This window comes from Massilia timonae CCUG 45783 (assembly GCF_000315425.1).
Classification (GTDB): Bacteria; Pseudomonadota; Gammaproteobacteria; order Burkholderiales; family Burkholderiaceae_D; genus Telluria; species Telluria timonae.
On the sequence record NZ_JH992927.1, the window covers coordinates 47,534 to 73,502 of the forward strand.

The following is a 25,969-nucleotide window of genomic DNA, read 5'->3' on the forward strand; positions in this document are numbered from 1 at the left end:
AATGCGCAAAATCGTCGGCGACAAAAAAAAAGGGACGCCGCGGCGTCCCTTCGTTCAAGCGCACGCGCCGCCCGTCAGCAGCACGACGCCCGGCTTCCCCCATACCGCGCATCCTGGCGCTCGCGGAAGAATTCCTCGTACGTCATCGGCGGCTGGTCCGGATGGGTACGCTCCATATGCGCCAGGTAGGTGTCGTATTCGGGCAGGCCGACCATCAACCGCAGGCTCTGCCCGAGGTAGTTGCCGGCCTGTTTCAGGGCGCCGAACATCACTGCACCTGCGCGGCCGGCATGGCGACGTACGCGGACTCCTTCGCGGTCGGCGCGTTCGATGCGCGCGCCGCCATCACGGTGTGCACGCCGTAGAACAGCACCGCCAGCACCACGAAGATGAAGAAGCCGGCCAGGCTGGCGTTGACGTAGTCGTTGAAGATGATGCGCTCCATGTCGAGGATCGACTTGGCCGGCGCCAGGATCTCGCCCGCGTCGTGCGCCGCCTGGTACTTGTTGGCGTGCGCGACGAAGCCGATGCGCGGATCGTCGTGGAAGATCTTCTGCCAGCCGGCGGTGAGGGTGCAGGCCAGCAGCCACAAGGTGGGCAGCGCGGTGACCCAGGCGTATTTGGCGCGCTTCATCTTGAACAGCACGCAGGTGCCCAGCATCAGCGCGATACCGGCCAGCATCTGGTTGGCGATGCCGAACAGCGGCCACAGGGTGTTGATCCCGCCCAGCGGATCGACCACGCCCTGGTACAGGAAGTAGCCCCAGGCGGCGACGCACAGGCCGGTGGCCAGCAGGTTGGCCGGGAGGGAATCGGTGCGCTTGAGCGACGGGGCGAAGGCGCCCAGCAGGTCTTGCAGCATGAAGCGGCCGGCGCGGGTGCCCGCGTCCACCGCGGTCAGGATGAACAGCGCCTCGAACAGGATCGCGAAGTGGTACCAGAAGGCCATCATGGCCGGGCCGCCCACGACGTTGGACAGGATGTGCGCCATGCCGACCGCCAGGGTCGGGGCGCCGCCGGCGCGCGAGATGATGGTGTGCTCGCCGACGTCCCGGGCCATCTGTTCGAGTTCGGCCGGCGTGATCACGAAGCCCATCTGCGACACGGCGTGCGCCGCCGATTGCGCGGTGGTGCCGAGCAGCGCGGCCGGGCTGTTCATGGCGAAGTAGATGCCCGGGTCGATGGTCGACGCGGCGATCAGCGCCATGATGGCGACGAAGGACTCCATCAGCATGCCGCCGTAACCGATGAAGCGGGCCTGGGTTTCGTTCTCGAGCATCTTGGGCGTGGTGCCCGACGAGATCAGCGCGTGGAAGCCCGAGACGGCGCCGCAGGCGATGGTGATGAACAGGAAGGGGAACACATTGCCCGACCACACCGGGCCGGTGCCGTCGATGAACTTGGTCACGGCCGGCATCTGCAGGTCGGGAGCGACCACGATGATGCCGATGGCCAGCGCCAGGATGGTGCCGATCTTGAGGAAGGTGGACAGGTAGTCGCGCGGCGCCAGCAGCAGCCACACGGGGATCACTGCCGCTACAAAGCCATACCCGATCAGCATCCAGGTCAGTTCGGTGCCGGTGAAGGTGAACATCGGGCCCCAGGTCGGCGAATCGTGCACCCACTGGCCGCCGATGATGGCCAGCATCAGCAGCACGAAGCCGATGGCCGAGATCTCGCCGATGCGGCCCACGCGCACGTAGCGCGAGTAGATCCCCATGAACAGCGCGATCGGGATCGTCGCCATCACGGTGAAGGTGCCCCACGGCGAGCCGGTGAGGGCCTTCACGACGATCAGCGCCAGCACCGCCAGGATGATCACCATGATCATGAAGGTGCCCAGCAGCGCGATCATGCCGGGGATCTCGCCCATCTCGGACTTGATCAGGTCACCGAGCGAGCGGCCGTCGCGGCGGGTGGACATGAACAGCACCATGAAATCCTGCACCGCGCCGGCGAACACGACGCCGGCCAGGATCCACATCATGCCGGGCAGGTAGCCCATCTGCGCCGCCAGCACGGGGCCGACCAGTGGGCCGGCGCCGGCGATCGCGGCGAAGTGGTGGCCGAACAGGACGTTCTTGTTGGTGGGGACGTAGTCGAGGCCATCGTTGTATTTCCAGGCCGGGGTCTGGCGCGTGGGGTCGAGGCCCATCACCTTGGTGGCGATGTACAGCGAATAGAAGCGGTAGGCGATCAGGTAGACGCAGCCGGCGGCCGCGACGATCCAGATGGCGTTGATGGTTTCACCGCGCTTGAGCGCGATGTAGCCGAGCGCAAACGCGCCCACGATGGACAGGACGATCCATCCGAGCATGCTCGTGATACGTTTCATTGGGTGACTCCTCCGATGTGGATTGATGCTTGCGCGTCAGTACGTGCCGACGCCAATTATTTACAGCATGCCGTTGAGTATCTTGCACTATTGTCAGTACCGCAAGCGCAAGATTACGCAGTATCTACGTAATGCTACGTAGATCGACCCCAGCCGGCGGACGTAGAATGCAGGCCTTCGAATGAAACCATGCGGAACAAGCCTATGCGGCTGAGGCAAAAAGTGATCGTGCTGGCCGTCGTGCCACTGGTGGTGGCGCTGTGCGCGATCGCGCTCTACGTGCGCCAGCAGGGCGTGACCCTGGCGGCCGAGCAGCGCGCCACCATCCAGCACGCCTACCTGGCGAGCAAGGAGGCCGAGCTGCGCCACTACGTCGAGCTGGCGACGCGCTCGATCGCCCACCTCACACGCACCGGGGACAGCGGCCCGGCCACCCAGCGCGAAGCGATCCGCATCCTGTCGAGCCTGAGCTACGGCGAGGACGGCTACTTCTTCGTCTACGACACCCGGGGCAACAACCTGATGCACCCGCGCCAGCCGGAGCTGGTCGGCACCGATATGTGGGACTGGCGCGACTCGACCGGCGCGCCGACCATCCAGCGCCTGATCGCGCTGGCCGGCGAGGGCGGCGGCTTCCTGCGCTATACCTGGGCCAAGCCCTCGAGCAACCGGCCGGCGCCCAAGCTGGGCTACGTGGTGCCGGTCGCGCACTGGAACTGGGTGATGGGCACCGGGATCTATCTCGACGACGTCGAATCGGCGCTGGCGCTGGTCGACGCCCAGCAGTCGCGCAATATCGAAGAGACGCTGTTGTGGATGGCGGTGCTGGCCACGGTGGCGGCGGTGGGCGTGGCCGGCGGCGGTCTGGCCCTGAACATCAGCGAGGGGCGCGTGGCCGACGCCAAACTGAAGGCGCTGGCCCAGCGCGTGGTGGAATCGCAGGAAGAAGAACGGGCGCGCCTGTCGCGCGACCTGCACGACGGGATCAGCCAGGCCCTGGTCTCGGTCAAGCTGCAGCTGGAAGCCGGCATCATCCGCATCGACGGCGACGAGGCGCGCCGCGAGCAGGGGCGCGCGGGTCTCGAGCGCACCGTCGAGCAGGTAAAAACGCTGCTGGGCGAGGTGCGCCGCATCTCGCACGACCTGCGGCCGACCCTGCTGGACGATATGGGCCTGGCGCCGGCGCTGGACCACCTGGCGAGCGAATTCGGCGAGCACGCGGGCGCGCCGGTGCGCTTTCGCGCGGCCGGCGCGGTGGACGCGCTCCCCGAGATCGTGGGCACGGTGTTGTTCAGGATCGCCCAGGAAGCGCTGACCAACGTCGAGCGCCACGCCCAGGCGCGGCATATCGACATGGTGCTCGAACGCGTGGGCGACCTGGTGAGCCTGAGCATCGCCGACGATGGCGTGGGCTTCGATACCGACGGCGTGGCCGTGCATCCCAAGCGCGGCATCGGGCTAAGGAATATGATGGAGCGCATGGAGGCGATCGGCGGCCGGTTCGAGATCGTGTCGTCCTCCACCGGCACCCGGGTGGTGGCCAGCATCGATTTGAAGGAGCAAGGCAGTGACTGGTGAAGTAAACGATGAAGTAAATGAGGTGAAAATCCTGTTGGTCGACGATCACCCGCTGGTGCGCGACGGCCTGCGCGCGCGGCTCGAGTCGGCGCCGCGTCTGGCGGTGGTGGCCGAAGCCGGCTCGGGCGAGGAAGCCCTGGCGCGCGCCGGCGAATTCCACCCCGACCTGGTGCTGATGGACGTGAACATGCGCGGCGGGAGCGGCATCGAGGCGACCTACCAGCTCACCGCGCGCTATCCCGGCATCGCGGTGCTCATGTTGTCGATGCACGACAAACCCGAATACGTGAGCCAGGCCATGGCGGCGGGCGCGCGCGGCTACGTGCTGAAGGACGCGCCGGGCAAGGACATCGTGCTGGCCATCGAAACCGTGATGGGCGGCGGCATCTACTACAGCGCCGCGCTGGCGCGCCAGCTGGCCAATCCGGCCACGCCGGGCGACCAGCTGACGGCGCGCGAACAGGAAGTGCTCAAGCATATCGCGGCCGGCCAGTCGAACAAGCAGATCGCGCGCGACCTCGATCTGTCCGTGCGCACGGTGGAGACCCACCGCCTGAACATCAAGCGCAAACTCGGCATCGAAGGGCAGGCGGAACTGATCCGTTTTGCGGTCCAGCGCGCCGGCAGCAACTGATCGGGTAACCGAGAGTATTTTCTCGATATCCACCGGGAAACATTACGGTTGCTTTATAGTATTCGGTGCAATAAGATTGCCTGAATAATATTGAGAAATATCATATGGCCGAGCAGGGACATTTTCCGCTGGTAGCAATCGATCCGGTCGCCAATGCCCAGAACGAATGGGTGGCGCTGAGCTTGCGGCTGGCGCCTGGGGCCGACCTGCCGCAACGGCTGCAAGCGGTATTCGCCGGCGCCGACCTGCTCACGGCGATCGCGCCGCTCGACTGCCTGCTGCACCTGGATGGCCCGGAGGCCCTGACGGTGCCGGTGCTGACGCTGCTGCCGCCCAATCGCATCGGCCTGGTGATCAAGTCCGAAGCGCTGGCGTCCGGCGGCGCCGCGCGCCAGCTGGCCGAGCTGCACGCCGGTGGCTACCGCATCTGGCTCGACGGCGATGTCCCGGAAGGCGCCAAGGCGCCGGCGGCGCTGCGCTCCGCGGCGCGCGACTGCCGCGCGCATCACGATGCCGCGCTGGCGCCGGGCCGCCTGGTCTCGTTGTTCGGACCGCACCTGGCGCACGGCGTCGATGACGCGCGCCGCTTTTCCGACTGCGAGAACGCGGGCTTCGACTGGTTCAGCGGCGATTATTCCCTGGACCCGGATGCCGCGCCGGCGCCGGACGACGACGGCAGCTCGCGCCGCCGCATATTGACCTTGCTGGGCCTGTTGGCGCGGGACGCCGACTCGCGCGAGCTCGAAGACCAGATCCGGCAAGACCCGGCGCTCGCCTACCACTTGCTCAAGCTGGTGAACTCGGCCGCCTTCGCGGTGAGCACCCAGGTCACGAGCTTCGCCCAGGCGATCACGGTGCTCGGCCGGCGCCAGCTGCAGCGCTGGCTGCAACTGCTGCTGTACGCGCGCCAGCAGCCGGACGGCTTGCCGAACCTGCTGCTGCCGCTGGCGGCGCGCCGCGGCGCGCAACTGGAATCCTTGAGCCGCCAGGCGGGGGGCGAGCGCGACGCGCAAGACCTGGCCTTCATGACCGGCGTGTTCTCGCTGCTCGACCGCCTGCTGCACATGCCGATGGCGGCGATCGCGGACGAGCTGTACCTGCCGGAGCACGTCGCCGCCGCCCTGGTCGAACGGCGTGGCCGGCTGGGCGCGTGGCTGCGGCTGACCGAGGCGCATCCGACTGAAAGCGCGCTGGAGGCGGCGGGCGTGAGCCCCGCGGCCTGGTGGAACAGCCAGCTGCACGCCTATCACTGGGCGATCCAGGTGGGCCGGAATGTCTGACCTGCGCGAACTGGACTTCGACTTCGTCGGCGGCACGACCGCCGTCTGCGACGCCATCCTCCGCCTGCGCGGGGAGGCTCTGCACCTGGAGCTGGGACGCCTGGCGGCGCTGCTGACGGGCAGTCCGGAGGGGCGTTTCGTGCCGGGCGCCGGCCTGATCGACCCGAACGACGCGGGCGCGCGCATCCTGCGCCACGCGGTGGCGGCCGGCATCGAGCAGTTCGGCTGGTACGAAGTGAGCGGCGGCGAAGGTTATTGTCCCGAGACCGAGCGCAAGCTGGTGGCGCTGTCGCACCTGACGGCGAGCCTGATGCAGATGCACGCGCTGGCGCAGCGCTCCACCCACGCCTATGCGCAGATGGAAGCGCAGCTGGCGCACCAGTCGCAGATCCTCGACCAGATCCACGAATCGGTGCTGACGATGGACCAGATGGGCTACATCACCAGCTGGAACCGCGGCGCCGAGCAGCTGTTCGGCTACACCGCGCTGGAAGCGATCGGGCGCAACATCCTGTTCTTGTATGCCGACGAGGACGACGGCGGCGACGGCAACGACATGCAACCCGACCTGTTCGCGGAGCAGGGCGGACGCATGATGGAAGTGCGGCGCCGGAAAAAATCGGGCGAGGTGTTCTGGGCCAGCCTGTCGCTGTCGCCGCTGCGCGACCTGGCCGACCGGCCGACGGGCCTGATCGCCTATCTCACCGACATCACCGAGCGCAAGCAGGCCGAGGAACAGCTGCACCACCTGGCCTATTACGACGAGCTGACCGGCCTGCCCAACCGCACGCTGTTCGCGCGCCTGGTCGACCAGGCGCTGGCGGTGTCGCAGCGCAACGAGACGGCGGGCAGCGTGCTGTTCGTGGACCTGAACCGCTTCAAGCGCATCAACGACACGCTCGGGCGCCGCATCGGCGACGAGCTGCTGCGCCAGGTGGCGCAGCGCTTCAAGGACGCCCTGCGCGACGAAGACGTGGTGGCGCGCCTCTCGGGCGATGAATTCGCCGTGGGACTGTCGGACATCCGCCAGCACTTCGAGGCGACCACGGTAGCGCAAAAGCTGCAGGCTTCGCTCGATGCGCCTTTCTTCATCGCCGGGCACGACCTGCGCGTGGGCGCCAGCATCGGCATCAGCGTGTACCCGCAGGACGGCAACGATGCCGAGACCCTGCTCGGACTGGCCGATATCGCGATGGAGCGCGCGAAGAGGGCGGAAGCGAATCCGGACCGCAGCGTGGCGTTCTACAGCCAGGACATGAACAAGGGCATGCAGGAGCGCATGCGCATCGAATCGGGCCTGCGCCATGCGCTGGGCAACGGTGAATTGATCCTGTATTACCAGCCCAAGTTCGAAATCGCCAGCGGGCGCATCGTCGGCGCCGAGGCCCTGGTGCGCTGGGTGCATCCGCAGCGCGGCATCGTGCCGCCGTCGGAATTCATCCCGCTGGCCGAGACCACGGGCCTGATCGTGCAGGTGGGCGAGTGGGTGCTGGAGCAGGCCTGCGCGCAGGCGGCGATCTGGCAGCGCTCGGGGATCGCGCCGTTCAGGCTGGCGGTGAACGTGTCGGCGCGGGAGTTCACGCCGTCGCTGCCATCGCGGGTGGCCGATACCTTGCGGCGCTACCAGCTCGATGCGTCGTGGCTGGAGCTGGAGATCACCGAGAGCACGCTGATGCACGACTTCGAGCGCGTGACGGCCATCATGGACCGGATCACGGCGCTGGGGGTGTCGTTGTCGCTGGATGATTTCGGGACCGGGTATTCGAGCTTGTCGTATCTGAAGCGCTTCCCGATCCAGACCCTCAAGATCGACCGCTCGTTCACGACCGGGATTCCGCGGGATGCGAGCGATTGCGCGATCGCGGGGACGATTGTCAGCATGGCGCGGCAGCTCTGCCTGCGCGTGATCGCGGAAGGGGTGGAGACGCTGGATCAGCTGGAATTCCTGCGCGAGGCGGGGTGCGATGAGGTGCAGGGGTATCTGTATGCGGCGCCGTTGCCGGCTTACGACTTTGAGAGGTGTTTGCGGGATAACTGGTTGTTGATCGCGTGAACCTTGGTGAACAGCCTCACCGCCTCTGATGATTTATGTATAATGCCGGTTCCCTAGGGAAGCGTGGCCGAGTGGTTGAAGGCAGCAGTCTTGAAAACTGCCGACGGGTGAAACCGTTCGTGAGTTCGAATCTCACCGCTTCCGCCAATTTTCATGATCAAGCCGTTGATTTTCGACGGCTTTTTTGTTTTCAGACTAATCATTTCCTCGCTGTGGATTTAATGATCTGGAGCCATCATTTTACAAGTTGCGGAGACGATCTCCGCAACTCCCGCCTTACCTCGTCGGCCTGACGACCTCGCCGACCCGCCTGTAGACCTTCTGTATGGTCTGTTTGTCCGTGCGGCCGAGCAGCTTGCTAGCATCGTCCAGGCTTGCAATTTCGCTGGTGGCTTTCGGCCGGATATCGCGGAACTGGGAGGCTTTGGTCCGGCGCGCCAAGTCTTTGTTGCGCTCTTTCTCCGGCAGGGCTGCAGTCGCAGCACGCGCGGCGTCGCGCCCCCGGGTGGGTGGGCGCGCGGTCGACGTGCAGCCAAATCCGCAACGCATGGCGCGTCTTGTTCTGGAGCACGTGGAGCTCGTCGTTCTTGATGTCGACCTGGCGCATCTTCAGGACGTCCGCCGGTGGCTGGCCGGAACGGTAGGCCAGGTCCATCGTGTCGCGCAGCGGCTGGCTGCCGGCGCCTGCACGGCATCCCAGACGTCGGCCTCGGCGTCGCGCGGCGCCTTGTTGTTCTTCCGCACGCCGCGGCACGGATTGTCTTTTTGGGTAAAGCCCTACTCGCGCGCCATGTTAAAGACGTGGGAGAGACGGGCGATCTCGCGGTTCGCGCGCACCGGCGCCGACCGCGCGTCGCGGTAGCGCGCGATGTGCTGCGGCAGGATTGCATCGATCGGCGCGGTGTCGAACACCGGCCGCAGCTTCGACAGGCAGAGCATGTTCTCGCGCGGCGTCGACGGCTTCTTTTTCGGCAGGATATCCCGCACGTATTAGTCGAACACGTACTTCATCAGCGAGTAAGCGTCCAACCGCTCCACCTTCACAGCGGAATCAAGCCAGCGTAGAGTCCGAAAATGGCAGCAGCGAGTCGATTCGGCTGTTCGGGCAGGTAGGCAGTTTCTCAAGTGTCTCAGCGAGCCAGCGTGCCGGGTCCAGGCCGTTGAGTTTGGCAGTGGCAAACAGGCTCTGGATGACGGCGGCGCGGCGGCCGGCGCGTTCAGAGCCGGCAAACAGCCAGTTCTTTTTACCGATGGCGATGGGACGGATCGCGTTCTCGACCGGGTTGTTGTCGATCGGAAGGATGCCGGAATCGGCATAGCGCACTAGGGCATTCCAGCGCTTGAGGGAGTGTTCGATGGCCTTGCCCGTACCACTTCCGATGGCGACGGTGCGCTGCATCGACAGCAGCCAGGCGTGCAGATCGGCCAGCGCCGGCACGGCGCGCGCCTGGCGCAGATCCAGCCGTTCGGACGGCGTTGTGTCTGCGCCGTCCTGCTCGATGGCGTACAACTGCGCAATGCGGCGCAGCGCCTCGTCGGCGACAGGACTGCTGCTGGCAGCGTGCAGGTCGAAGAATTTGCGACGGATGTGCGCCAGGCACGCCAGTTCGGTCGGCCCATTGGCAAACAGGGCTTTGTAGCCGGCGTAGTCGTCCACCATCAGGTGGCCGCGCCAGTCCTGAAGGAAATCGCGGGCGTGCTTGCCGGCCCGGCTTTCCTGGTAATCGAAGACGACGATCGGTGGCCCATCCTCCCAAGTGCCGGAGCGGTAGGCCCATAAATAGGCTTGGCGGGTCTTGCCGCTGCCAGGATCGAGCTGGCGCACCGGCGTTTCGTCGGCATGCAGGCAGCTGCGCTGGCGCAGAAGCTCGCTCAGGCGTTCGGCCAGTGGCTGCAGGGCCACGCCAATCCGCCCGATCCACTGCGCCAGTGTCGAGCGCGCCAGCGGCACGCCCTGGCGCGCGGCGATCTGCTCGATCCGGTACAGCGGCAGGTGATCGAGGTACTTGCTGGCGGCAACCCATGCCAGCAGGCCGGGTGCGGCCAGGCCACCGTCGATCACCGCTGGCGGCACCGGCGCCGCCGTCACGGTCTCGCAGGCGCGACAAGCATATTGCGGGCGAATGTGGCGGTGCACGAAGAAGCGCGCCGGTTCCACGTCGAGCTGCTCACTGACGTCCTCGCCAATCTTGACCAGGTTGGCGCCGCACTGACCGCAAGCGCACGACTCGGGCTCGTGGCGGTGCTCGATGCGTGGCAGTTCCGGTGGCAGTGCCTGACGACCGGCGCGCTTGCGCGCAGGTTTGACGCTGGCTTGATTCTCCAGCTCCTGCTCGATGGCGGCCAGGTCCATGTCGACCGCTTCCTCGAACAGCGAACGCTGCTCGCCGGTGAGCACTTCGCTGGCCTTGCCATAGCGGATGCGCTTCAGGTAGGCCAGTTCGTGTGTCAATGCCGTGATCTTGAAGTCCTTCTCGGCCAGCTGCGCCTGCTGTTGCTCGAACAGCGCCCGAACCTGCGCCAGCATGGCTGGGGCGATATCGGTCTGGGCAAGTTGATCGAGCAGGTTCATGGTGAAAGTGTAGCGAACCGGTCCGACGTTTACAAGCGAAACAGTTTACGTCGGCATCTATAGCCGCCACTGTGCCGGCGCCTGGGCCGACAGGCGCTGCCAGTCCACGCCCATCACCAGCCACTGCCACTGCTCGGCACTGAGCTGCCAGCAACTCTCGCCCGGCTGCGGCCAGACGAACTGGCCCCGATGCAGACGGCGCAGGCACATCCACACGCCAGTGCCATCCCAGCTCACCACCTTGATCCGCGTGCGGCGCCGGTTGCTGAACACGTAGGCTGTCCCATCGCAGGGCGCGCGGCCCAAGGCCTGCTGCACGTGCAGCGACAGTCCGTCGATGCCGGTGCGCATGTCGACTGGCTCGACAGCCAGCCAGATCGATTCGGGCAGCAGTTTCACCGCAACTCCTGCAGTAGTCTGGCCAGCCAGGCGGCATCGACGCCGCCATCCATGCGCAGGCTCCAGCCCGAGGCGCTGCGCAGTTCCAGGGGAGTCGAAGAGCCTGGAGAGCCAATGCGCACCGGCAGCAGCTGGGTGCCACTGGCCATGCGCTCGATGCGGCGCACCCAGTATCTGAGGCGCTCCACGCCGATATTATGCTCGTGGGCATAGGCTTGGACAGGCAGTCCGCTGCTGCGCCAATGCGCGACATGCTCATGCCAGGTCGATGCGGAAATGCGTTGACGGGTCATGGGATCCTCGAAGTAGAAAACCTCGAGTCTGCATGTCATCGCGGCGACATTACAGGTGGTTGGGCTGCACGCTTACTAAGCTAGCGCATCTGATCTACGGCGTCGTTCGAACCGGCAAGCCATTTGACGCCAATTACCTTCACAAAAACCTTGCAATCCAAGACGGTATCTGACCCTCATTGTGCGCGGTGATGGTGGGATTACGAGGGGGAATTGATAATTGGCAAGGTGAGAAGGTGCGGGTTTGGAAGAATGGGGTTTTCGGGCTGGCGGGCGGGGAGGATGCGCGATGCTGCGTCGACTTGCGGTGGGGCTGGTGTTGGGGCTTGGCGTGCTGCTCGGTGGCTGCGCTTCGCATGGGTCGGTCAGCTTGCAGGAGGTGCGCGAATTCGCGGACGCCTCGGCCAAGCTGGGTGGATATGCGGAATTGTCGCGGCGGTATCGCGATACCTACGAGCGCGAGCAGCCCTATCTGTCGCCGCAGGCCGAACGCATCGCGCGCGAGAACGATGTGCGGCGGCGCGCCGTCTATGACGACTTCGTCGCCATCCAGAAGACGCTGGTCCTGTACATGCAAACGCTCAGCCTGCTCGCGGGCGAAGGGCGCTACGACTTGTCGGAGCGGATCGATGACCTGGGCAATGGGCTGAAGGCGAATGCCGAATCCGGCTTGCAGCAGCGGCATGTGGCGGCGTACACGGGGATGACCCGGTTGCTCACGCGCGTGATCGCCTCGGGTTACCAGAACCGCAGCGTCGAGACCATGGTGCGCGACGGCGATGCGGATGTGCAGGTGCTGCTCGATGCCATGATCTCGCTCACCCGCCTCTATTACAAGACCAACGAGAATGAAAAGAAGACCGTGCTCGGCATCTTCGATGTGGAGCTGCCGTTTTCGAACCGGAATACCGATCGCATGCTCGTCACCTTGGCCAAGGTGCATTACCTGAACAAGTCCACCGAGTACAAGCTGATCGACCGCCGCTATGAACTGGCGCTGCAGGGACTCACCAAGGTGGCGCTCGGCCACCAGAAGATGCGCGAGAACATGAACAGGCTGACGGGCGACGAGACGCGGCGCATGCTCGCCAACTATGCGCGCGACCTGCGCGCGATCCGCGACGGGCTGAACGGGGATTGAGGAGGACGTCATGCAGGATCCATCACACGACAAGACCAGCCCGTCGGCTGCGGGCGCCGCGCAGGACGGCGCGATGCCACCTCAGGCCGCAAGCGCCCAGGCCGCCCCACCCGCCAAGGCCAGGGACGCCGCCGTCAAGACTGCCCCCGGTGCCGGCGGCGGCCTGTCCAGCATGCAGCAGGTGGTCGAACTGGCCGATGGCCTGTCGACCATCGCCGACCACCTGCACGAACGCATCCTGCGCGAAATCCGCAGCTACGACGACCGCGGCGTTCCCGCCCCGGTGCAGGACGCCATGCGCCGCTTATTGGACGATGAAATGGTGCTGCGCCAGCGCGCCAACACCTTGTATGCCGACGCCGCCGCCTTCGTCATCCAGGGCCTGGACCAGCCCCAAAGCCGGCTCAATGCCCTCACCGCCGCGGCCGCCGAAAAGATCCGGCGCATCGGCGTGATCGGCGAAGTCACCGGCCTCGTCGGCGGCCTGCTGTCGCTGGCCGGCGCCGTCGCCGCCGGCCAGCCGACGCCGATCGTGCTGGCCCTCGAGAAAATCCAGCTGCACAGCACCACCCTCGATGCGCTCACGCCGCCGACGGCCGCGGCCTGATCCGCGGCAGCCGGCCAAGGTGGCCGCCACGAGCGGCCACCCTGACTTCAATACATATGCTGCCCGCCATTGATGGCAATATTGGCGCCGGTCAGATACCCCGCCAGGTCCGACGCCAGATAGGCCACCAGCCCCGCCACTTCCGCCGGCTTGCCGAGCCTGCCGACGGGAATCTGCGGCAGGATGCGCTCGCGCAGCACATCCTGCGGCACTTTCTCGACCATGGCGGTGTCCAGGTAGCCGGGCGAGACCGTGTTGACCGTGATGCCGTGGCGCGCCATTTCCAGCGCCAGTGACTTGGTGAAGCCATGCATGCCAGCCTTGGCCGCGGCGTAATTGGCCTGGCCGAAAGCACCTTGCTGGCCATTGACCGAAGAGATATTGATGATGCGCCCCCAGCGCTTCGCGATCATCGCCTCGAGCACCGGCCGGGTCATATTGAACACGCTGTCGAGATTGGTGCCCATCACCGTATGCCAGTCTTCCTGGCTCATCTTGCGCATGCTGCGGTCGCGCGTGATACCGGCGTTGTTCACCAGGACGTCGATGCGGCCGAGGTCGCCCAGCACCCGGTGCACGACGTTCTCGCAGGCATTGCCGTTGGAGACATCGAGCTCATAGGCCCGCACCTTGACGCCGTCCGCTTCCTGGCCGGCCAGCCAGGCGTCGCGGCGCGCGTTCTGCGGCGAATGGGTCGCCGCCACCAGGAAGCCATCCGCATGCAGGCGCCGGCACAGCGCCGTGCCCAGCCCGCCCATCGCCCCCGTCACCAGGGCTACCCGCTTGTCATGTCCTACCGTGTCTCCTGCCATGTCGTCCTCCTGTTCTCGTTGGCGCCGATGGCGCGACTGCGAGCATCCGAGTGTAGGGATATGACAACAGTAGGTTGTTGATTAGGATCAAGTGTGAATGGGGCAAAGCCCCTGCGCAACGACCAGCACGGCAAATGCCGTGCGCCGTTCCGCAAAGGTTCAGGCGATGACGTCGGGCCTGCTGCTGGGATCGAAATCGGCCCAATCGCCGCCGACGATATTGCCCTGGGCGCGCTCGATGTGGTGGGCGCCAAGCTGGCGCAGCAAGTCGACGGCGCGTGCCTGCAGCGTGGCATCGTCGAAGGCGACCGCCACCAGCATGCCCGCCGGACGCGGCGGCACGGCGTTCTCGCCGCCCTCTTCGGGTTCGCCCCGTTCTTTCATCTTGCTGAAGCTGAACAGCGAGCCGACGTGGCCGCCGACCAGCCCGCCGACGACCGGACCCAGCGGCCCGGTGACGGGCGAGGTGGCGGCGCCCACGGCCACACCGACGGCGCCGCCGGTGGCCACGCCCTTCACCACGCCCTCGGGCGCTTCCTTGGCGCCGGGCGACTGGATGTGGTCGCCGCCGATCGGGGTCATATCGTGCTGGCCAGGCTGGGTCAGGTAGAACCCGCTGATGCGGTCGGCATCGAATCCGGCGTCGACCAGGGCGTCGCGCGCACGGTCGACCTCGTCCTGAAGCTGGAAACGTCCTGCGATGATGGTGGACATCGGCGACTCCTCCCCATTAACGTGGCAAATAAGTGGCAAACAAGTGGCAAATACGGTAGCTCAAGCGTACGCGGGCCGCGCCCGCCGATCTGTACGCGATCGCACGCTGCTCATTGCCACCGACACAGCACTCCCGCAGCCACGGCTAGCGCCACTGCCCATAGACCACCCCATAGCTCGGCGGTTCCAGCGCCGGCGGCGGCGGAGCGCCCTGCCATTGACGTGGATCGATCCGGTAATACTTGAGGAATTCCTGGTACAGGGCCGGATGCTGCGCCGCCAGCTGGTGCGGCTGCTCGAAGAAGCTCTCGGTGGCCACGGCGAAGAACTCGGCCGGATTGGTCGCGCCATAATGGTCGAGCACGCCCTGCGTGCCCCACATCGCCTCCTGGCGCAGGTTGGCATAGTCGCGCGACAGCACTTCGGACCAGCTGCGGTAGCGCTCGCTGCTACCCAGGTAGGGAGCGCCATTCGTATTGCCCGACTCGCTGTCGAGCTGGTGGGCGAATTCGTGCAGCACGACGTTGTGGCCGGCCGATTCGGCATGGCCGGCGCGCCGCACATGGTCCCAGGACAGGATCACGCGGCCATCGCCCCAGGATTCGCCCAGCAAGTCCTGGCGCTCCTCGGTCACCACGCCGGACACGTCGACCTGCTTGCGCGGTACCAGGAAGGCGCCGGGATAGACCAGGATCAGGTCCAGCGTGGGATAGATGTCGGGCTTGCCCGTATCGCCGACCCGCCCCAGCAACAGCAGGCAGGCCTGGCCCGCGATCGTCACCCGCATCTCGTCGGTGACGTCCAGGCCGGCGCAGCCGACGAATTTCTTCTCGTAGAGAAATTGCTGGACCATGCGCTGCAGGCGCCGGCGCTGCCCCTCGTCCATCGCCCCATACTGGGCGAGATTACGCGCCAGGATGGCCGCATGCGAGGCCGGCAAGGGCCGCGCCAGCGCCTGCCGCAGGCGCCACTTCGGCCACAGCCACGCGGCCAGCACGGCCAGGCCCAGCGCGCCGGCTGCGATGGCTTCCATGGTCAAGCCTTGCCGGCCAGCCAGGCCTGCACCTCGTCGGCGCCGCCGATCAGCTCGCCGCCGACGAAGACTTGCGGCCAGGTCATGCGGCCGGTGACGCCGCGCAGGACGATGGTGTTGATCTTCTGGTCTTCGGAGATATCGGTGTAGTGGATGTCGTTGTCGCGCAGCGCCTGCTTGGCGCGGGCGCAATGGGGGCAGCCGGGACGCGAGAACATGACGACCGGTTCCGGCACTTCGGCATCCGGCGCCAGATAGGCCAGCATCGTATCGGCGTCCGATACCTCGAACGGGTCGCCGTCACGCTCCGGCTCGATGAAGATTTTGTCGATCACGCCGTCGCGCACCAGCATCGAATAACGCCACGAACGGCGGCCGAAGCCCAGTTCGCGCTTGTCGACCAGCATGCCCATGCCTTCGGTGAAGTCGCCGTTGCCATCCGGGATGACGGTGATGTTGGCCGCGTCCTGGCCAGCCTTCCACTGGTTCATCACGAAGGCATCGTTGACCGAGACGCACAGGATGTCGTCCACGCCATGCGAACGCAGCACTGGCGCCAGTTCGTTATAGCGCGGCAAATGGGTCGAGGAACAGGTTGGCGTGAAGGCGCCCGGCAGGGAAAACACGACGACCGTGCGCCCCTTGAACAGCTCGTCGGAACTGAGGTCACGCCATTGGTCGTCGGGCCTGGCCTTGAAGACCACGTTCGGAACTGCTTTGCCTTCCAGCGATTCGGCACTCGGTAACATCGTCACTCCTATCTGGTTGATCCTGCCGGCTGAGCGGCGGCATGGCAGACAAGTGAGGATTATTGACCGGTTTTCAACACGGGAGTTGCAATAAGTTGGTCACCAGGATCGCCCTGCGCGGCAGCCCGTGTGAAAAGCGGGCGCAGAAAAAACAAAGCCGCGCATGAAGCGCGGCGAAAATGACGACAGCGATCGTCGAACCGAAGCCGTTGCGGGTCTCTACCGCAGCGGCCCCGGGCGCGCACTCAGGCGCGTTCCTTGGCGGCGGGGGCGTTCTGGCCTGGCGCCGGGCCGAACAGGGCCGCCACCAGCGGGTCGCGGGCGACCGGGCTGCGGTTTACGCGGATCGCGTAGTGGGTGTCATCGGCCAGGATGTGGAAATGGCGGCCGCTGCCTGCCATATTCTGTTCGCGCAGGCCTGGACGCTCCTTGCGTGGGGCGGCGCCTTCGCGCTTCGGCTGGCAGATGGCGGCCAGGAAGGCCTTGACGCGCTCCGGATCTGGCGAGATCTGGTACACGGCCTTGCCCAGGTAGGTGGCGGTGCCTTCGATATAGCGCGCCAGTTCGATCACGCCGGCTTCGCGCAGGTCGCGGATGTACTTGCGGGCGCCCGATGGCGAGAATTTGAGGAACCATGCGATCTCGTCGGCCAGCATTTCGTGGTTCGACAACTCGTTGATCAGCTTTTGCATGTTTTCGATGCGACGCTGGGTGGCCGAGGTCGAACGCACACGCTCGATCGGGGCCAGCGAAATCGGGGCGCGCTCGGTCGGTTGTGGTGGGACGCGCTCGATCAGCGCCGAATTGCTGGAAGTGTGCACTGCGCCGGTTTCGCCTGGGACCGCGTTGTGCTGAGTCGTTGCATGCATATCGATGAGCTCCAATATAGAGAGTGAGACTGTGTGGTCCGGGTCGCTGTGTGTCGTATGACACCCTGACAACATCTCGGTTCCGCTTAACTGGACTCAAGATTGCCTGCATCAGACACCATGGTCTGTGCGCCATCCAACATTCGACAACATTCCTGAAAGCATTTTTTGTCGCCCCCTTCCAGCGCGGACCAGCACGGAAACCGCAAGCGCTCTTTTGGCATGCATGCGCGCACGTCGCGGCATGTCAGGACGTCATGTCACACCCCTAATATAAATATGTCGGCATGACAGCCGGATGACAGTGCGCGCGCGCCGCACGTACGCTCTGTACATGACAGTGTCGTTACAGTTCGTTTCATCTTGGAAATGTGGAGTTTTTACTACTGTTGTAAAATCGCACAGCCTTTTCACGTTGGGTGCGCTACCGCACCGAGCTGACGGAACTTGCACTGTTATGCTTTATCCAACATCGCTGCTGACGTATGCGTTGTCATCAACTTTAACCTACGGGAGTTACCTGTGAACAATACCAAGAAGATCGCCCTGGCTGCCGCACTGCTGTGCGCATCCGGCGCCACCCTCGCCCAAGAGATCAACCCGTCGTGGTACATCCAGCCAAGCGTCAACCACGTGAAGCCGGATGCAGACTTCGGCGTGGACGATCGCGACACCGGTGGCGGCCTGAAGTTCGGTAAGGCGGTGCACCAGAACTGGGACATCCAGATCGGCGCCAGCCAGACCCGCTTCGAGCAAGGCCAAAGCGAGTATCGTCAGACCCTGCTGGGCGTCGACGCCCTGCTGATGCTGAGCCGCGATCGCTTCCGTCCGTTCGTCCTGTTCGGCCTGGGCGCCGAGCGTGACAAGGTGAACAACCCACTGCGCAACGTCGAGAAAAACTCGCCGTACGCTACCGTCGGTATCGGTTTCCAGGCCAGCCTGACCCCGCAATGGTCGCTGCAAGCCGACCTGCGCACCGTGCGCGGCTTCCTGCGTGATGACGAAGAATTCGGCTTCAAGCGCAGCAACAACAAGATGCTGACCGTCGGCCTGAACTACGCGTTCAACCCGCCGCCAGCGCCACCGGCACCGGCTCCAGCCCCAGTGGTCGAGGCTCCGCCTCCAGCACCGGCGCCAGTCGAACCGCCACCACCACCAGCACCGCGCTTCCAGAAAGTGACCCTGGAAGCCACCAAGCTGTTCGCCTTCGACAAGGCTGAAGTGATCACCCCGGCGCCGAAGCTGGACGAGATCGCCGCTGCCCTGCAAGCCGACACCTCGGTCACCAACGTCGAAATCACCGGCTACACCGACCGCCTGGGTTCGGAATCGTACAACCAGAAGCTGTCGGAGCGCCGCGCCAACGCCGTGCGTGAATACCTGGTCGGCAAGGGCATCGACGGCAACCGCCTGCGCGCCATCGGCAAGGGCGAAGCCAACCCGCTGGTCGAGTGCAACCAGAAGAACCGCGCTCAGCTGATCGCTTGCCTGGAGCCAAACCGCCGCGTTGAAGTCGACCAGATCACGGTCGAAGTGCCAGTGCAGCAGTAATACCGTAGGCGACACCGCCCCGACGCACTCGCCTTCCCGCCCGCCGTCCCGTACGGCGGCCGGGAAAGCGGGTGGTCGCGGCGACGCTGAATCAGGGGGCTTCGGCCCCCTTTTCATTTGGAGGATGGGATATGGCAGTTAAGAAATGGTTCCCTTACACGCACCAGATTCTGAAAGTCCTGCGTTGCGCGGTAACGGAATGGCTGGACCACCGTGCCTCCAGCAAGGGCGCAGCCTTGGCCTTCTACACCCTGTTTTCGCTGGCGCCGATCCTGGTGCTGGTGATCGCCGTCGCCGGCTTCTTCTATGGCGAGGAAGCCGCGCAAGGCCAGTTGCTGGCCGAGCTGCGCGGGCTGCTGGGGGCGCAGGGGGCGGACACGATCCAGGCCATCCTGGCCGGCGCCCAGAACAAGGAGACGGGCCGCTTCGCCACGATCGTCGCCACCGTGCTGCTGATCGTCGGCGCCACCACCGTGTTTTCCGAGCTGAAGGACAGCCTGGACGAGATCTGGGGCCTCCCGGCGCCGGCCGACGCCGGCATCTGGAACACGATCCGCACCCGCCTGCTGTCGTTCGGCATGGTCCTGGTGCTGGGTTTCCTGCTGATGGTGTCCCTGGTCGTCAGCGCCGCCACCACGGTGGCAGAGAAGTTCATCACCGGTGTGTGGCAGGAAGCCGCCATCATCATGGGCTGGATCGCCTCGGGCATCGGCTTCCTGGTCATCGCCACCCTGTTCGGCGTGATCTACAAGCTGCTGCCGCGCGTGCGGCTGTCGTGGAAGGACGTCACCATCGGCGCGCTCGGCACGGCGGCGATGTTCACGCTGGGTAAGTTCGGGATCGGGCTGTACATCGGCAACAGCGGCACCACCGACAGCTTCGGCGCCGCCGGTTCGCTGATCGCGCTGCTGCTGTGGGTGTATTACTCGGCGCAGATCTTCTTCCTGGGCGCCGAGTTCGCGCGCCAGTACGCCCTGCAGATGGGCAGCTTGCACAACAAGCCGAAGGAAGTGACGGGCGTGGAACCGAAAGCCAATACCGCGTAAAAAACCATGCCGGGCCGGCCGGCCCGGCATGCCCGCGCGGCGGCTGCGGCGCTTATTCGCCCAGCAGCTCCGACACCACTTCCATCCCCTCGACCCGCTCGGCCACCACCTTCAGCACCATCACCACCGGCACACCGAGCAGCAAACCCCAGACGCCCCACAACCAGCCCCAGAACAGCAGGCTGACGAAGACCGCCGCCGGGTTCATGCGCGCGATCTTGCCGGTCATCCAGGTGGCGACGACCATGCCGACCAGGGTCGCGATCGCCATCGAGGCGCCGCCCACCAGCATCACCATGCTCAGGGTCTCGAACTGCAGGAAAGCCGCCAGCCCGGTCGCGACCGTGATGACGAGCGGGCCGAAATACGGCATCAGGTGGGCCACGCCGGCGAAGGCGGCCCAGGCGCCGGCGTTCTCGAGGCCGATCAGGCGCAGCGCGCCCCACATCAAGAGGGCGAGCAGGATATTGGTCACCAGGAGCATGAACATATAGCTCTGGATCGAGGTATTGATGTCGTCCAGGATATGGACCGTGACTTTCTTGCGTGTGAGCGAGGGGCCGGTGAGCTTGACCAGCTTGCGCTTGAAGGTGTCGCCCGCCAGCAGCAGGAAGAACACCAGGAACACCACCATGGTCGCCTGCGACATGAAGGCGGCCAGGCTCATCGAGCCGGCCAGCACCCAGTCCATCACGCGGATCGGCGAACTGGCCGCGGCGGCCGGCGGCGGATACTGGCGCCGCTGCTGCGCCAGGCGCTTGGCGTCGGCGCCGACGTTGCTCGCGGCGCGCTCGATCTCGGCCGCCGCCGCCTGCATCTGCTGCAGGGTCGAGCGCTGGCCGCTGGTATTGGTGAGGATGCGCGTGACCTTGTGGGTCAGCGTCGGCAATTCATCGAGGATGTTGAAGAATTCGCCCTGCAGCCGGTACAGGGTGCCCGCCATCGCGCCCACGATCACGGCCGTGACCAGGGTGGCGCCGATGATGCGCTTGACGTGCCAGCGCTCGAGCCAGCGCACGACGGGATTCAGGGTATAGGCGATCAGGATGCCGAGCAGCAGCGGCACGAAGAATTTCTGCGCCCACTGGAGCGCGAACACGAAGGCGATGGTGGCGAGGATGCCGAGCGACAATCCGCGCGCATTGACGTGCAGCGGCACGCGCATGCCGCCGATGTGCAAGGCGATGTCGTCGCCGGCCGCGCGCGTGTCCGCGCGCGCGGCGTCGGGGGCGGCTGGTTCAGGCGAAGGGTTGGATGCTGCCGGCGTGGCCGGATCGGTTGGTGCTAGCTGCATGGTATGCCTGAACGAGATGCCGGGCCGCCCCGGTTATCCGCATATTATTTCACACGGATGTCGTTCTTGACCGAAGTCACGCCTTTGACGCCACGGGCGATCTCGACCGCGCGCTGCGCGTCGCGTGGATCGGCCACGAAGCCCGACAGCTGGACGTCGCCCTTGAAGGTTTCGACGTTGACTTCGCGTGCCTTCACGTTCGGGTCATTGACCAGGGCGGCCTTGACCTTGGTGGTGATCACGGCGTCGTCGATGTACTCGCCGGTGCTGGCTTGCTGGTTGGTCGACGAGCAGCCGACGGCGGTGATGGCGACGGTGGCGACGAATGCGGCGGAGATGAGGTTCTTGGCGATTTTCATGATGGCTCCTTATTGATAGTCATGGTGGTGCAATACCCTTGCGGGCGGGTTGGGCGGCGCCGGCAATCCGGCCCGCAGGTTCTTTCATTTGCCGTAGGCCGTCCGGGTGGTGCTGATGCACCCTTCCTTGACGTCACCGGCGAAGGCGTCGCACTTCTGCAGTGCGACGCGGTATTCGGCGTCGATCTTGGCGCCCTGCGCTTCGAGGCGCGCCTCGATCGCCTTGCGGTCGGCCCGGGCGTCGGCCTGGCTGGCCACCAGGGTCGCCTTGGCCTGGCGCTGGCACACGTCGCGGTCGTTGCCGACCGCGGCGCCGCAGCGCGTCTTGTCGCGCTCGTAATAGGCCGAGGCGATGCGCATGCGCGCCTGGGTATAGGCCGCCAGCGTGTTCTTGTAGGCGGCGCCCGCTTCTTCCTCGACGCGCACGCGGGCGGCGCGGGCGTCGGCGACGCAGATCTCGTGCGGGACGCCGGCCATCACGTCGCAGCGCGCCTTGGCAGCGTCGTAAGCGGCTTCGGCGGCGTCCATCGCCTGTTGGTAGACGATCTTCGCTTCCGGCTGCTGGGCGGCAGCCTGGCCAGCCCAGCCGAGAGCTGCACCGATCAGAAGGAGCGCATGCGACGTCTTCATTGTTTTTGTTCTCCACTTGTCAACATTGGAGACATCTTTACATGCCGTGCAGCGGGTTTCTGTTCGATGCCGAACACAACTAACAGACTCTTGGCGCACGCCTATAGATGGGTAGACATAGAACAAGCCAAACGCTGGAAGCGGGATTGCGCCAGCCGACTCGGCCACCTCCAGCATAGTGATAGCGGCAGGCTCTACCCTCGGAACAAGGTGGGTGCGGCAACGCACAGACCCTCCCTGGTCACCTGACTATTCTGGATTCACACTTTTGTCAGGAGAACAACATGAATGCTAACCGCAAATTTATCGTCGCCCTGCTCGCGACCGGCGCGCTTCTCACTGGCTGCGCCAGCAACAGCTCCCAGCCTTATGGCTACAACAATGGATACGGCTCGGGCAGCAGCACCGCCTCCGCCGGCTACGGCGTGATCGAATCGATCCAGGTGGTCCAGGGCGAGAACCGCACCAGCGGCGCCGGTGGCGTGCTGGGCGGCGTGGTCGGCGCACTGGCCGGCAGCCAGATCGGCAGCGGCAGCGGCCGTACCGCAGCGACGGTGGCCGGCGGCCTGGCTGGCGCCGTCGTCGGCAACAACGTCGAGAAGAACCGCAATGCCGCGGGTCCGGAGATGTACCAGATCAATATGCGCATGGATAACGGCGAATACCGCGCCGTGACCCAGGACAGCGCCTACGATCTGCGCGTGGGCAACCGCGTGCGCATCGTCGACGGCCGCGTCTACCGCTACTGATCCACCGGCGCGAGGCGGACGGGAGCATGCCTACCGCCCTCCTCGCGCACATCCGGCCGGCGCACCGGCCATCGAACAGCTGGAGGCAACCATGACCATTCTCACCCGCATCGCGCGTGGCGCCTGCGCCTGCGCCCTGGCCGGCGTCGCCTTCGCGGCGTCGGCCCAGGATACCTTGCAGGCCGGCACCGACGCGACCGTCAACCCGACCGTCGCCCGCCAGCAGGCGCGGGAGATCGCGCAAGGCGACCCGCCGCGCTGGTATCGCAACGATCCCCAGCAGCAGACGCTGCGCAAGGAACTCGGCGCGGCGCTGCAGGAGGCGCAGAACGCCTGCCGCAAGGCGCCGGCGGCCGAACGCAAGTCGTGCATGGACGAGGCGCGCGCCACCTGGCAGCGCGAAACCGCCCAGCTCGGCAAGCCGATGCCACGGCAATAGGGGCAATCAACGCATCGACGAAGCGGCCATCCCGGTGGCCGTTTTTTTTCGCCTACTTCTTCTTGCGCCGCGGCGGCAGCGGATATACGTCCGCCACCAGGGTGCTGTCGCCGATCTGGCGGCTGGGCGACGCCGAGTCGTGCACCACCAGCAGTCCCTGTTCGCGCCCGTCCTGGCTCGAAAACAGCGAGATGCCTTCGGGGTGGTCGGCACCCTGCCCGAACGGCAGCGCCAGCACGTGTTCCAGCATGTCCCGCCCCACCACCGAGGCCTTGTCCGGCCGCGCCCCGCCCGGCCAGCGCAGCAGCGCCACGGGCCCGTCGAGGTCCATCGTCGGTCCGGCCAGGATCAGGAGATCCTTGCCTTGCACACACAGGTCGCGGATGCCCAGGCCGTTCAGGTCGAGGAAATGCTTGCGGTACAGGGCGCCCTCGTCGTCGAGCGGCGCCAGCCGCAGCCAGCCTTCTTCACCATCGTCGACCGGCGCCACCTCGACGATCGCGGCCCAGCCGCGCAGCACCGGGCCACGCAAGCCCAGCAGCACGTTCCTGCCGGCCAGGGCGATGCCCTCGATATCGAAACCGTTGTCCTTGCCGGGAATGGCCAGGAAGGGACCGAAGTGCTCGTCCTGGCGCAGCAGCCCCGTCAATTCGTTGCCGTGCTCGTCGCCGCGCAGCAGCGCCGCGGTGCGCCGCCTGCCCTTGTGCGCGGCTTCCTTCTGCAGCGTGAAGCCGCCGTCCTGCCTGACGAGGGGAATGCGCGCCAGCAGGTAGCGGTTGCCGTCGGCGCTGACGCTGGCCAGGCGCTTGTGCGTGCGCCGCACGCCATCGCCCGCGTCCGGCTGCTTGCGACGCAGGCTGTGCGAGCCGGTCAGCCACAGATAGTCACCGTCGCTGGCCAGGCCCTCGATATCGGCTTCGTTGATGCGCTTGCCTTCCTCGTCATGCGGTGGCAAGGGCAGCTGCAGGAAGTCGTGCAGCGCGAACTGGTGGTGCGCGCGCGCAAAACTGGTCTTGCCGCGGCTGTCCTCGGCCGCCAGGGTCAGGCGCTCGATGGTGAGCGACTCGTCGTTGGCCACCCATAAGGTGTCGCCCATGCGCAGGGCCACCGACAGGCCGTTGCGCAGCTCCTTGCCGGGGCTGAGGTCATCGCGTTCAGGATGGAATTCGAGCAGGACGATATTGGACGGATGCATGCTGCGCCTCGGGGATCGGTGTTGACCCCAGCATACCGTATGAGCCTGCTTCTGAGCGTCCGCCGAGCGCAAGTCGTGCAGCCCTCGAACAGGTCCCTGCGCAGGGAAAGATGTCGAAGAAGAGGCACGCCATACGTCAACCGCCGGCCGTGGCGTGCGTTATATGCCCAGTGCGATGCCCAGTGCGACAAGCGGGAAATGATCTGCAAAGGACAAAAAAGACGGCGTCCAATCCCCGATTGCGACGCCGCTCAAGCCCCACCATATTCTGTACAACACGATCCGCCCTGTCGTTCTTGATGGCGGCGCGATCGCTCATGCCTCAACTGCTCGTTTCAACCGGCGTTCCGGCTGGTGGTTGCCGCAAAACTCCTCGCGGCAACGCTTCGAAGACAGCTTACCCTTATTCTGGTATTTGCTGCGCCCGTTTGCGATTGACGTACCAGCCCAGTGCGCCCAGCACCAGGGCGGCGCCCGCCGCTTGCTTGCCCAGCCGGCGCTGACGCACGAAATTGACCACGCCCAGCGCATAGGGCAACAGCACCGACACATTGGTTCCGGTTGGCTTCAGCAAGGCATCGGCCCGGGCACGCAAGGCCCAGGTCGCATGATCCATCGCCGAGTGCAGCATGACTTCGGGCTTGATGCCGTACTGGATGCTGGCCTTGGCGTGCGCCACGCCTGCACGGAAGAACTCGCCTTCACGCAATAGCTCCGCCTTGCGCACCGCCGGATCGAGGCTGTGCTGGTGACCGGCCAATCCTGTCGTTCCGTTTTGATTCTGCATACTTTCTCCCTTGGTGACACCGCTTGTATTCGCCGCTTGCGATCGCCCGTCGAGGCAGGCGCCCGTCAAAGCCGTTTACAACAGCATTTCGCGGTCGTTCTTGAGTTCTTTCATCGTCGCCGGGAAGGCCAGCTTGTTCTGCTTGAGCAGCGCCAGTCCCTTCGTCACCAGCACCGCCGTGATCAGGGCGAAGACCGCGAACATGATCAGCAGGATGGTCCAGCCCATCGAGTCCCACGCCAGCGCCACCACCGTCATGGCGCCGAAGGCGATGGCGAACCAGACCGCCAGCACCGCCGCCGCGAAGATGGCCAGCAGCTCGATCACGTGGTTGCGGATCTCGGACAGCTCGAGCGCCGCCAGTTCGACGCGCGAGACCGCCAGCCCGAACAGGCTCTTGAACAGGCTGGAGATACCGCTGATGACACCAGGGTTATGTACGATCGCGTCTTGTTTATCCACGTCAGTCCCCCGGCCTTATTGCTTGCGGCTCAGCAGGACGCCGAGCAGCACACCGACGCCGGCCGCGATCGCCATCGTGCGCCATGGATTGTCCTTAACGTAGACATCGGCCGTGTGGGCCAGTTCCTTGCCCTTCTCCACGGCCTGGGTCGGCAGCAGGCTGGCGCCACCCAGGGCGCGGTCGAGCAGCTCCATGCCGCGTGCGCGCAGCTCCTCGGCCTTTTCGCCGGTCAGCGAAGCGGCCGCGGTCAGCATCGACTGGGCATCGCGCACCAGCGCCTTCATGTCGGACTGGGTGGCGTAGGTGCTGCCGCTGATCGGGTGCATGCTGCCGTTGGTATTGCGGGAAGTTTCTAGCATGTTCTACTCCTGTCACTGAAAATCATTG

General features: G+C 65.6%; 28 protein-coding genes and 1 tRNA gene. 11 read left to right on the forward strand and 18 right to left on the reverse strand.

What is annotated here, in order from left to right:
- Positions 1–74: 74 nt before the first annotated feature.
- Together HMPREF9710_RS25510 and HMPREF9710_RS25515 are read right to left on the reverse strand one after the other, a co-directional pair.
- Entirely contained in the window at positions 75–269 is a 195-nt protein-coding gene (locus HMPREF9710_RS25510; protein WP_005671296.1) for a YbdD/YjiX family protein, read from the reverse strand.
- On the reverse strand, positions 269–2,335 hold the full coding sequence (locus HMPREF9710_RS25515) for a carbon starvation CstA family protein (protein ID WP_005671299.1): 2,067 nt from the start codon (positions 2,333–2,335) through the stop codon (positions 269–271). Before HMPREF9710_RS25515 ends, HMPREF9710_RS25510 begins: the two co-directional genes overlap by 1 nt.
- Before the next feature lie 204 nt (positions 2,336–2,539).
- Here HMPREF9710_RS25515 and HMPREF9710_RS25520 point away from each other — a divergent pair, with 204 nt between their 5' ends.
- From HMPREF9710_RS25520 to HMPREF9710_RS25540, 5 genes are all read left to right on the forward strand, one after another.
- On the forward strand, positions 2,540–3,913 hold the full coding sequence (locus HMPREF9710_RS25520; protein WP_005671301.1) for a cache domain-containing protein: 1,374 nt from the start codon (positions 2,540–2,542) through the stop codon (positions 3,911–3,913).
- A 22-nt stretch (positions 3,914–3,935) separates the two neighbouring features.
- Complete coding sequence (locus HMPREF9710_RS25525; protein ID WP_229409937.1) at positions 3,936–4,547, forward strand: response regulator; 612 nt, start codon at positions 3,936–3,938, stop codon at positions 4,545–4,547.
- Positions 4,548–4,651: 104 nt separating this feature from the next.
- The gene (locus tag HMPREF9710_RS25530; RefSeq protein WP_005671305.1) at positions 4,652–5,827 is read left to right on the forward strand and encodes an HDOD domain-containing protein; all 1,176 of its coding nucleotides are present in this window, start codon (positions 4,652–4,654) and stop codon (positions 5,825–5,827) included.
- A complete protein-coding gene (locus HMPREF9710_RS25535; RefSeq protein WP_005671307.1) occupies positions 5,820–7,880 on the forward strand; it encodes a putative bifunctional diguanylate cyclase/phosphodiesterase in 2,061 nt (686 codons plus the stop codon). Before HMPREF9710_RS25530 ends, HMPREF9710_RS25535 begins: the two co-directional genes overlap by 8 nt.
- 57 nt (positions 7,881–7,937) lie before the next feature.
- Positions 7,938–8,027 (forward strand) — tRNA-Ser (locus HMPREF9710_RS25540).
- 630 nt (positions 8,028–8,657) lie between these two features.
- Here HMPREF9710_RS25540 and HMPREF9710_RS28145 read toward each other — a convergent pair.
- The 4 genes from HMPREF9710_RS28145 to tnpA all read right to left on the reverse strand — a co-directional run bounded on the left by HMPREF9710_RS28145 (position 8,658) and on the right by tnpA (position 11,144).
- Positions 8,658–8,867: a hypothetical protein gene (locus tag HMPREF9710_RS28145; RefSeq protein WP_005671309.1), complete on the reverse strand. Its 210-nt coding sequence runs from the start codon at positions 8,865–8,867 to the stop codon at positions 8,658–8,660.
- Between the two features lie 64 nt (positions 8,868–8,931).
- The gene (gene tnpC, locus HMPREF9710_RS25550) at positions 8,932–10,452 is read right to left on the reverse strand and encodes an IS66 family transposase (RefSeq protein WP_005664133.1); all 1,521 of its coding nucleotides are present in this window, start codon (positions 10,450–10,452) and stop codon (positions 8,932–8,934) included.
- Positions 10,453–10,509: 57 nt separating this feature from the next.
- Positions 10,510–10,851 (reverse strand): IS66 family insertion sequence element accessory protein TnpB, encoded by a 342-nt coding sequence (gene tnpB, locus HMPREF9710_RS25555; protein WP_005664131.1) that lies wholly within the window; start codon positions 10,849–10,851, stop codon positions 10,510–10,512.
- Entirely contained in the window at positions 10,848–11,144 is a 297-nt protein-coding gene (tnpA, locus tag HMPREF9710_RS25560) for an IS66 family insertion sequence element accessory protein TnpA (RefSeq protein WP_005664128.1), read from the reverse strand. Before tnpA ends, tnpB begins: the two co-directional genes overlap by 4 nt.
- Positions 11,145–11,388: 244 nt before the next feature.
- On the opposite strand from tnpA, the gene HMPREF9710_RS25565 reads away from it, so the two are divergent.
- Positions 11,389–12,285 carry a hypothetical protein gene (locus tag HMPREF9710_RS25565; protein ID WP_229409938.1) on the forward strand — a complete coding sequence of 299 codons (897 nt, stop codon included), beginning with the start codon at positions 11,389–11,391 and terminating at the stop codon, positions 12,283–12,285.
- Between the two features lie 10 nt (positions 12,286–12,295).
- Positions 12,296–12,892 (forward strand): hypothetical protein, encoded by a 597-nt coding sequence (locus HMPREF9710_RS25570; protein WP_005671313.1) that lies wholly within the window; start codon positions 12,296–12,298, stop codon positions 12,890–12,892.
- Positions 12,893–12,939: 47 nt separating this feature from the next.
- On the opposite strand, the gene phbB is transcribed toward HMPREF9710_RS25570, so the two are convergent.
- The 5 genes from phbB to HMPREF9710_RS25595 form a co-directional block, all read right to left on the reverse strand.
- Complete coding sequence (phbB, locus tag HMPREF9710_RS25575) at positions 12,940–13,704, reverse strand: acetoacetyl-CoA reductase (RefSeq protein ID WP_005671315.1); 765 nt, start codon at positions 13,702–13,704, stop codon at positions 12,940–12,942.
- A 159-nt stretch (positions 13,705–13,863) separates the two neighbouring features.
- Positions 13,864–14,418, reverse strand: a complete 555-nt coding sequence (locus tag HMPREF9710_RS25580; protein ID WP_005671316.1) for a hypothetical protein — start codon at positions 14,416–14,418, stop codon at positions 13,864–13,866.
- A 145-nt stretch (positions 14,419–14,563) separates the two neighbouring features.
- The gene (locus tag HMPREF9710_RS25585) at positions 14,564–15,451 is read right to left on the reverse strand and encodes a M90 family metallopeptidase (protein ID WP_005671318.1); all 888 of its coding nucleotides are present in this window, start codon (positions 15,449–15,451) and stop codon (positions 14,564–14,566) included.
- A 2-nt stretch (positions 15,452–15,453) separates the two neighbouring features.
- Positions 15,454–16,200, reverse strand: coding sequence for a glutathione peroxidase (locus tag HMPREF9710_RS25590; protein WP_005671320.1), 747 nt, complete (start codon positions 16,198–16,200; stop codon positions 15,454–15,456).
- 245 nt (positions 16,201–16,445) lie between these two features.
- Entirely contained in the window at positions 16,446–17,069 is a 624-nt protein-coding gene (locus tag HMPREF9710_RS25595; protein ID WP_005671321.1) for a winged helix-turn-helix domain-containing protein, read from the reverse strand.
- A gap of 522 nt (positions 17,070–17,591) precedes the next feature.
- On the opposite strand from HMPREF9710_RS25595, the gene HMPREF9710_RS25600 reads away from it, so the two are divergent.
- Together HMPREF9710_RS25600 and HMPREF9710_RS25605 are read left to right on the forward strand one after the other, a co-directional pair.
- Positions 17,592–18,620 (forward strand): OmpA family protein, encoded by a 1,029-nt coding sequence (locus HMPREF9710_RS25600; RefSeq protein ID WP_005671323.1) that lies wholly within the window; start codon positions 17,592–17,594, stop codon positions 18,618–18,620.
- Positions 18,621–18,751: 131 nt separating this feature from the next.
- On the forward strand, positions 18,752–19,666 hold the full coding sequence (locus HMPREF9710_RS25605; RefSeq protein ID WP_005671326.1) for a YihY/virulence factor BrkB family protein: 915 nt from the start codon (positions 18,752–18,754) through the stop codon (positions 19,664–19,666).
- A 52-nt stretch (positions 19,667–19,718) separates the two neighbouring features.
- On the opposite strand, the gene HMPREF9710_RS25610 is transcribed toward HMPREF9710_RS25605, so the two are convergent.
- The 3 genes from HMPREF9710_RS25610 to HMPREF9710_RS25620 form a co-directional block, all read right to left on the reverse strand.
- Positions 19,719–20,960: an AI-2E family transporter gene (locus HMPREF9710_RS25610; protein ID WP_005671328.1), complete on the reverse strand. Its 1,242-nt coding sequence runs from the start codon at positions 20,958–20,960 to the stop codon at positions 19,719–19,721.
- Between the two features lie 44 nt (positions 20,961–21,004).
- Positions 21,005–21,319: a BON domain-containing protein gene (locus tag HMPREF9710_RS25615; RefSeq protein ID WP_005671329.1), complete on the reverse strand. Its 315-nt coding sequence runs from the start codon at positions 21,317–21,319 to the stop codon at positions 21,005–21,007.
- A gap of 84 nt (positions 21,320–21,403) precedes the next feature.
- Positions 21,404–21,949, reverse strand: a complete 546-nt coding sequence (locus HMPREF9710_RS25620) for a hypothetical protein (RefSeq protein WP_005671331.1) — start codon at positions 21,947–21,949, stop codon at positions 21,404–21,406.
- 284 nt (positions 21,950–22,233) lie between these two features.
- On the opposite strand from HMPREF9710_RS25620, the gene HMPREF9710_RS25625 reads away from it, so the two are divergent.
- Together HMPREF9710_RS25625 and HMPREF9710_RS25630 are read left to right on the forward strand one after the other, a co-directional pair.
- On the forward strand, positions 22,234–22,698 hold the full coding sequence (locus tag HMPREF9710_RS25625) for an outer membrane lipoprotein (protein WP_005671333.1): 465 nt from the start codon (positions 22,234–22,236) through the stop codon (positions 22,696–22,698).
- A gap of 91 nt (positions 22,699–22,789) precedes the next feature.
- Complete coding sequence (locus tag HMPREF9710_RS25630; RefSeq protein WP_005671335.1) at positions 22,790–23,137, forward strand: hypothetical protein; 348 nt, start codon at positions 22,790–22,792, stop codon at positions 23,135–23,137.
- Between the two features lie 52 nt (positions 23,138–23,189).
- Here HMPREF9710_RS25630 and HMPREF9710_RS25635 read toward each other — a convergent pair whose 3' ends face one another.
- The 4 genes from HMPREF9710_RS25635 to HMPREF9710_RS25650 form a co-directional block, all read right to left on the reverse strand.
- Positions 23,190–24,332 carry a DUF3616 domain-containing protein gene (locus HMPREF9710_RS25635; RefSeq protein ID WP_005671337.1) on the reverse strand — a complete coding sequence of 381 codons (1,143 nt, stop codon included), beginning with the start codon at positions 24,330–24,332 and terminating at the stop codon, positions 23,190–23,192.
- A 403-nt stretch (positions 24,333–24,735) separates the two neighbouring features.
- A complete protein-coding gene (locus tag HMPREF9710_RS25640) occupies positions 24,736–25,119 on the reverse strand; it encodes a hypothetical protein (protein ID WP_005671339.1) in 384 nt (127 codons plus the stop codon).
- Positions 25,120–25,194: 75 nt separating this feature from the next.
- Positions 25,195–25,581, reverse strand: a complete 387-nt coding sequence (locus HMPREF9710_RS25645; RefSeq protein WP_005671341.1) for a phage holin family protein — start codon at positions 25,579–25,581, stop codon at positions 25,195–25,197.
- Between the two features lie 15 nt (positions 25,582–25,596).
- Positions 25,597–25,941 carry an ElaB/YgaM/YqjD family protein gene (locus HMPREF9710_RS25650; RefSeq protein WP_005671343.1) on the reverse strand — a complete coding sequence of 115 codons (345 nt, stop codon included), beginning with the start codon at positions 25,939–25,941 and terminating at the stop codon, positions 25,597–25,599.
- Between the last annotated feature and the right edge of the window lie 28 nt (positions 25,942–25,969).

What these genes read in the sequence shown, in the direction of transcription:
- tnpA (WP_005664128.1), bottom strand. Translation starts at nt 11,144, where the DNA reads ATGACCCGTCAACGCATTTCCGCATCGACCTGGCATGAGCATGTCGCG.
- HMPREF9710_RS25590 (WP_005671320.1), bottom strand. Translation starts at nt 16,200, where the DNA reads ATGTTACCGAGTGCCGAATCGCTGGAAGGCAAAGCAGTTCCGAACGTG.
- HMPREF9710_RS25640 (WP_005671339.1), bottom strand. Translation starts at nt 25,119, where the DNA reads ATGCAGAATCAAAACGGAACGACAGGATTGGCCGGTCACCAGCACAGC.
- HMPREF9710_RS25620 (WP_005671331.1), bottom strand. Translation starts at nt 21,949, where the DNA reads ATGAAGACGTCGCATGCGCTCCTTCTGATCGGTGCAGCTCTCGGCTGG.
- HMPREF9710_RS25615 (WP_005671329.1), bottom strand. Translation starts at nt 21,319, where the DNA reads ATGAAAATCGCCAAGAACCTCATCTCCGCCGCATTCGTCGCCACCGTC.
- HMPREF9710_RS25535 (WP_005671307.1), top strand. Translation starts at nt 5,820, where the DNA reads ATGTCTGACCTGCGCGAACTGGACTTCGACTTCGTCGGCGGCACGACC.
- HMPREF9710_RS25515 (WP_005671299.1), bottom strand. Translation starts at nt 2,335, where the DNA reads ATGAAACGTATCACGAGCATGCTCGGATGGATCGTCCTGTCCATCGTG.
- HMPREF9710_RS25650 (WP_005671343.1), bottom strand. Translation starts at nt 25,941, where the DNA reads ATGCTAGAAACTTCCCGCAATACCAACGGCAGCATGCACCCGATCAGC.
- HMPREF9710_RS25585 (WP_005671318.1), bottom strand. Translation starts at nt 15,451, where the DNA reads ATGGAAGCCATCGCAGCCGGCGCGCTGGGCCTGGCCGTGCTGGCCGCG.
- HMPREF9710_RS25510 (WP_005671296.1), bottom strand. Translation starts at nt 269, where the DNA reads ATGTTCGGCGCCCTGAAACAGGCCGGCAACTACCTCGGGCAGAGCCTG.
- HMPREF9710_RS25570 (WP_005671313.1), top strand. Translation starts at nt 12,296, where the DNA reads ATGCAGGATCCATCACACGACAAGACCAGCCCGTCGGCTGCGGGCGCC.
- tnpC (WP_005664133.1), bottom strand. Translation starts at nt 10,452, where the DNA reads ATGAACCTGCTCGATCAACTTGCCCAGACCGATATCGCCCCAGCCATG.
- HMPREF9710_RS25520 (WP_005671301.1), top strand. Translation starts at nt 2,540, where the DNA reads ATGCGGCTGAGGCAAAAAGTGATCGTGCTGGCCGTCGTGCCACTGGTG.
- HMPREF9710_RS25625 (WP_005671333.1), top strand. Translation starts at nt 22,234, where the DNA reads ATGAATGCTAACCGCAAATTTATCGTCGCCCTGCTCGCGACCGGCGCG.
- HMPREF9710_RS25605 (WP_005671326.1), top strand. Translation starts at nt 18,752, where the DNA reads ATGGCAGTTAAGAAATGGTTCCCTTACACGCACCAGATTCTGAAAGTC.
- HMPREF9710_RS25630 (WP_005671335.1), top strand. Translation starts at nt 22,790, where the DNA reads ATGACCATTCTCACCCGCATCGCGCGTGGCGCCTGCGCCTGCGCCCTG.
- HMPREF9710_RS25635 (WP_005671337.1), bottom strand. Translation starts at nt 24,332, where the DNA reads ATGCATCCGTCCAATATCGTCCTGCTCGAATTCCATCCTGAACGCGAT.
- HMPREF9710_RS25595 (WP_005671321.1), bottom strand. Translation starts at nt 17,069, where the DNA reads ATGCATGCAACGACTCAGCACAACGCGGTCCCAGGCGAAACCGGCGCA.
- phbB (WP_005671315.1), bottom strand. Translation starts at nt 13,704, where the DNA reads ATGGCAGGAGACACGGTAGGACATGACAAGCGGGTAGCCCTGGTGACG.
- HMPREF9710_RS25610 (WP_005671328.1), bottom strand. Translation starts at nt 20,960, where the DNA reads ATGCAGCTAGCACCAACCGATCCGGCCACGCCGGCAGCATCCAACCCT.
- HMPREF9710_RS25530 (WP_005671305.1), top strand. Translation starts at nt 4,652, where the DNA reads ATGGCCGAGCAGGGACATTTTCCGCTGGTAGCAATCGATCCGGTCGCC.
- HMPREF9710_RS25580 (WP_005671316.1), bottom strand. Translation starts at nt 14,418, where the DNA reads ATGTCCACCATCATCGCAGGACGTTTCCAGCTTCAGGACGAGGTCGAC.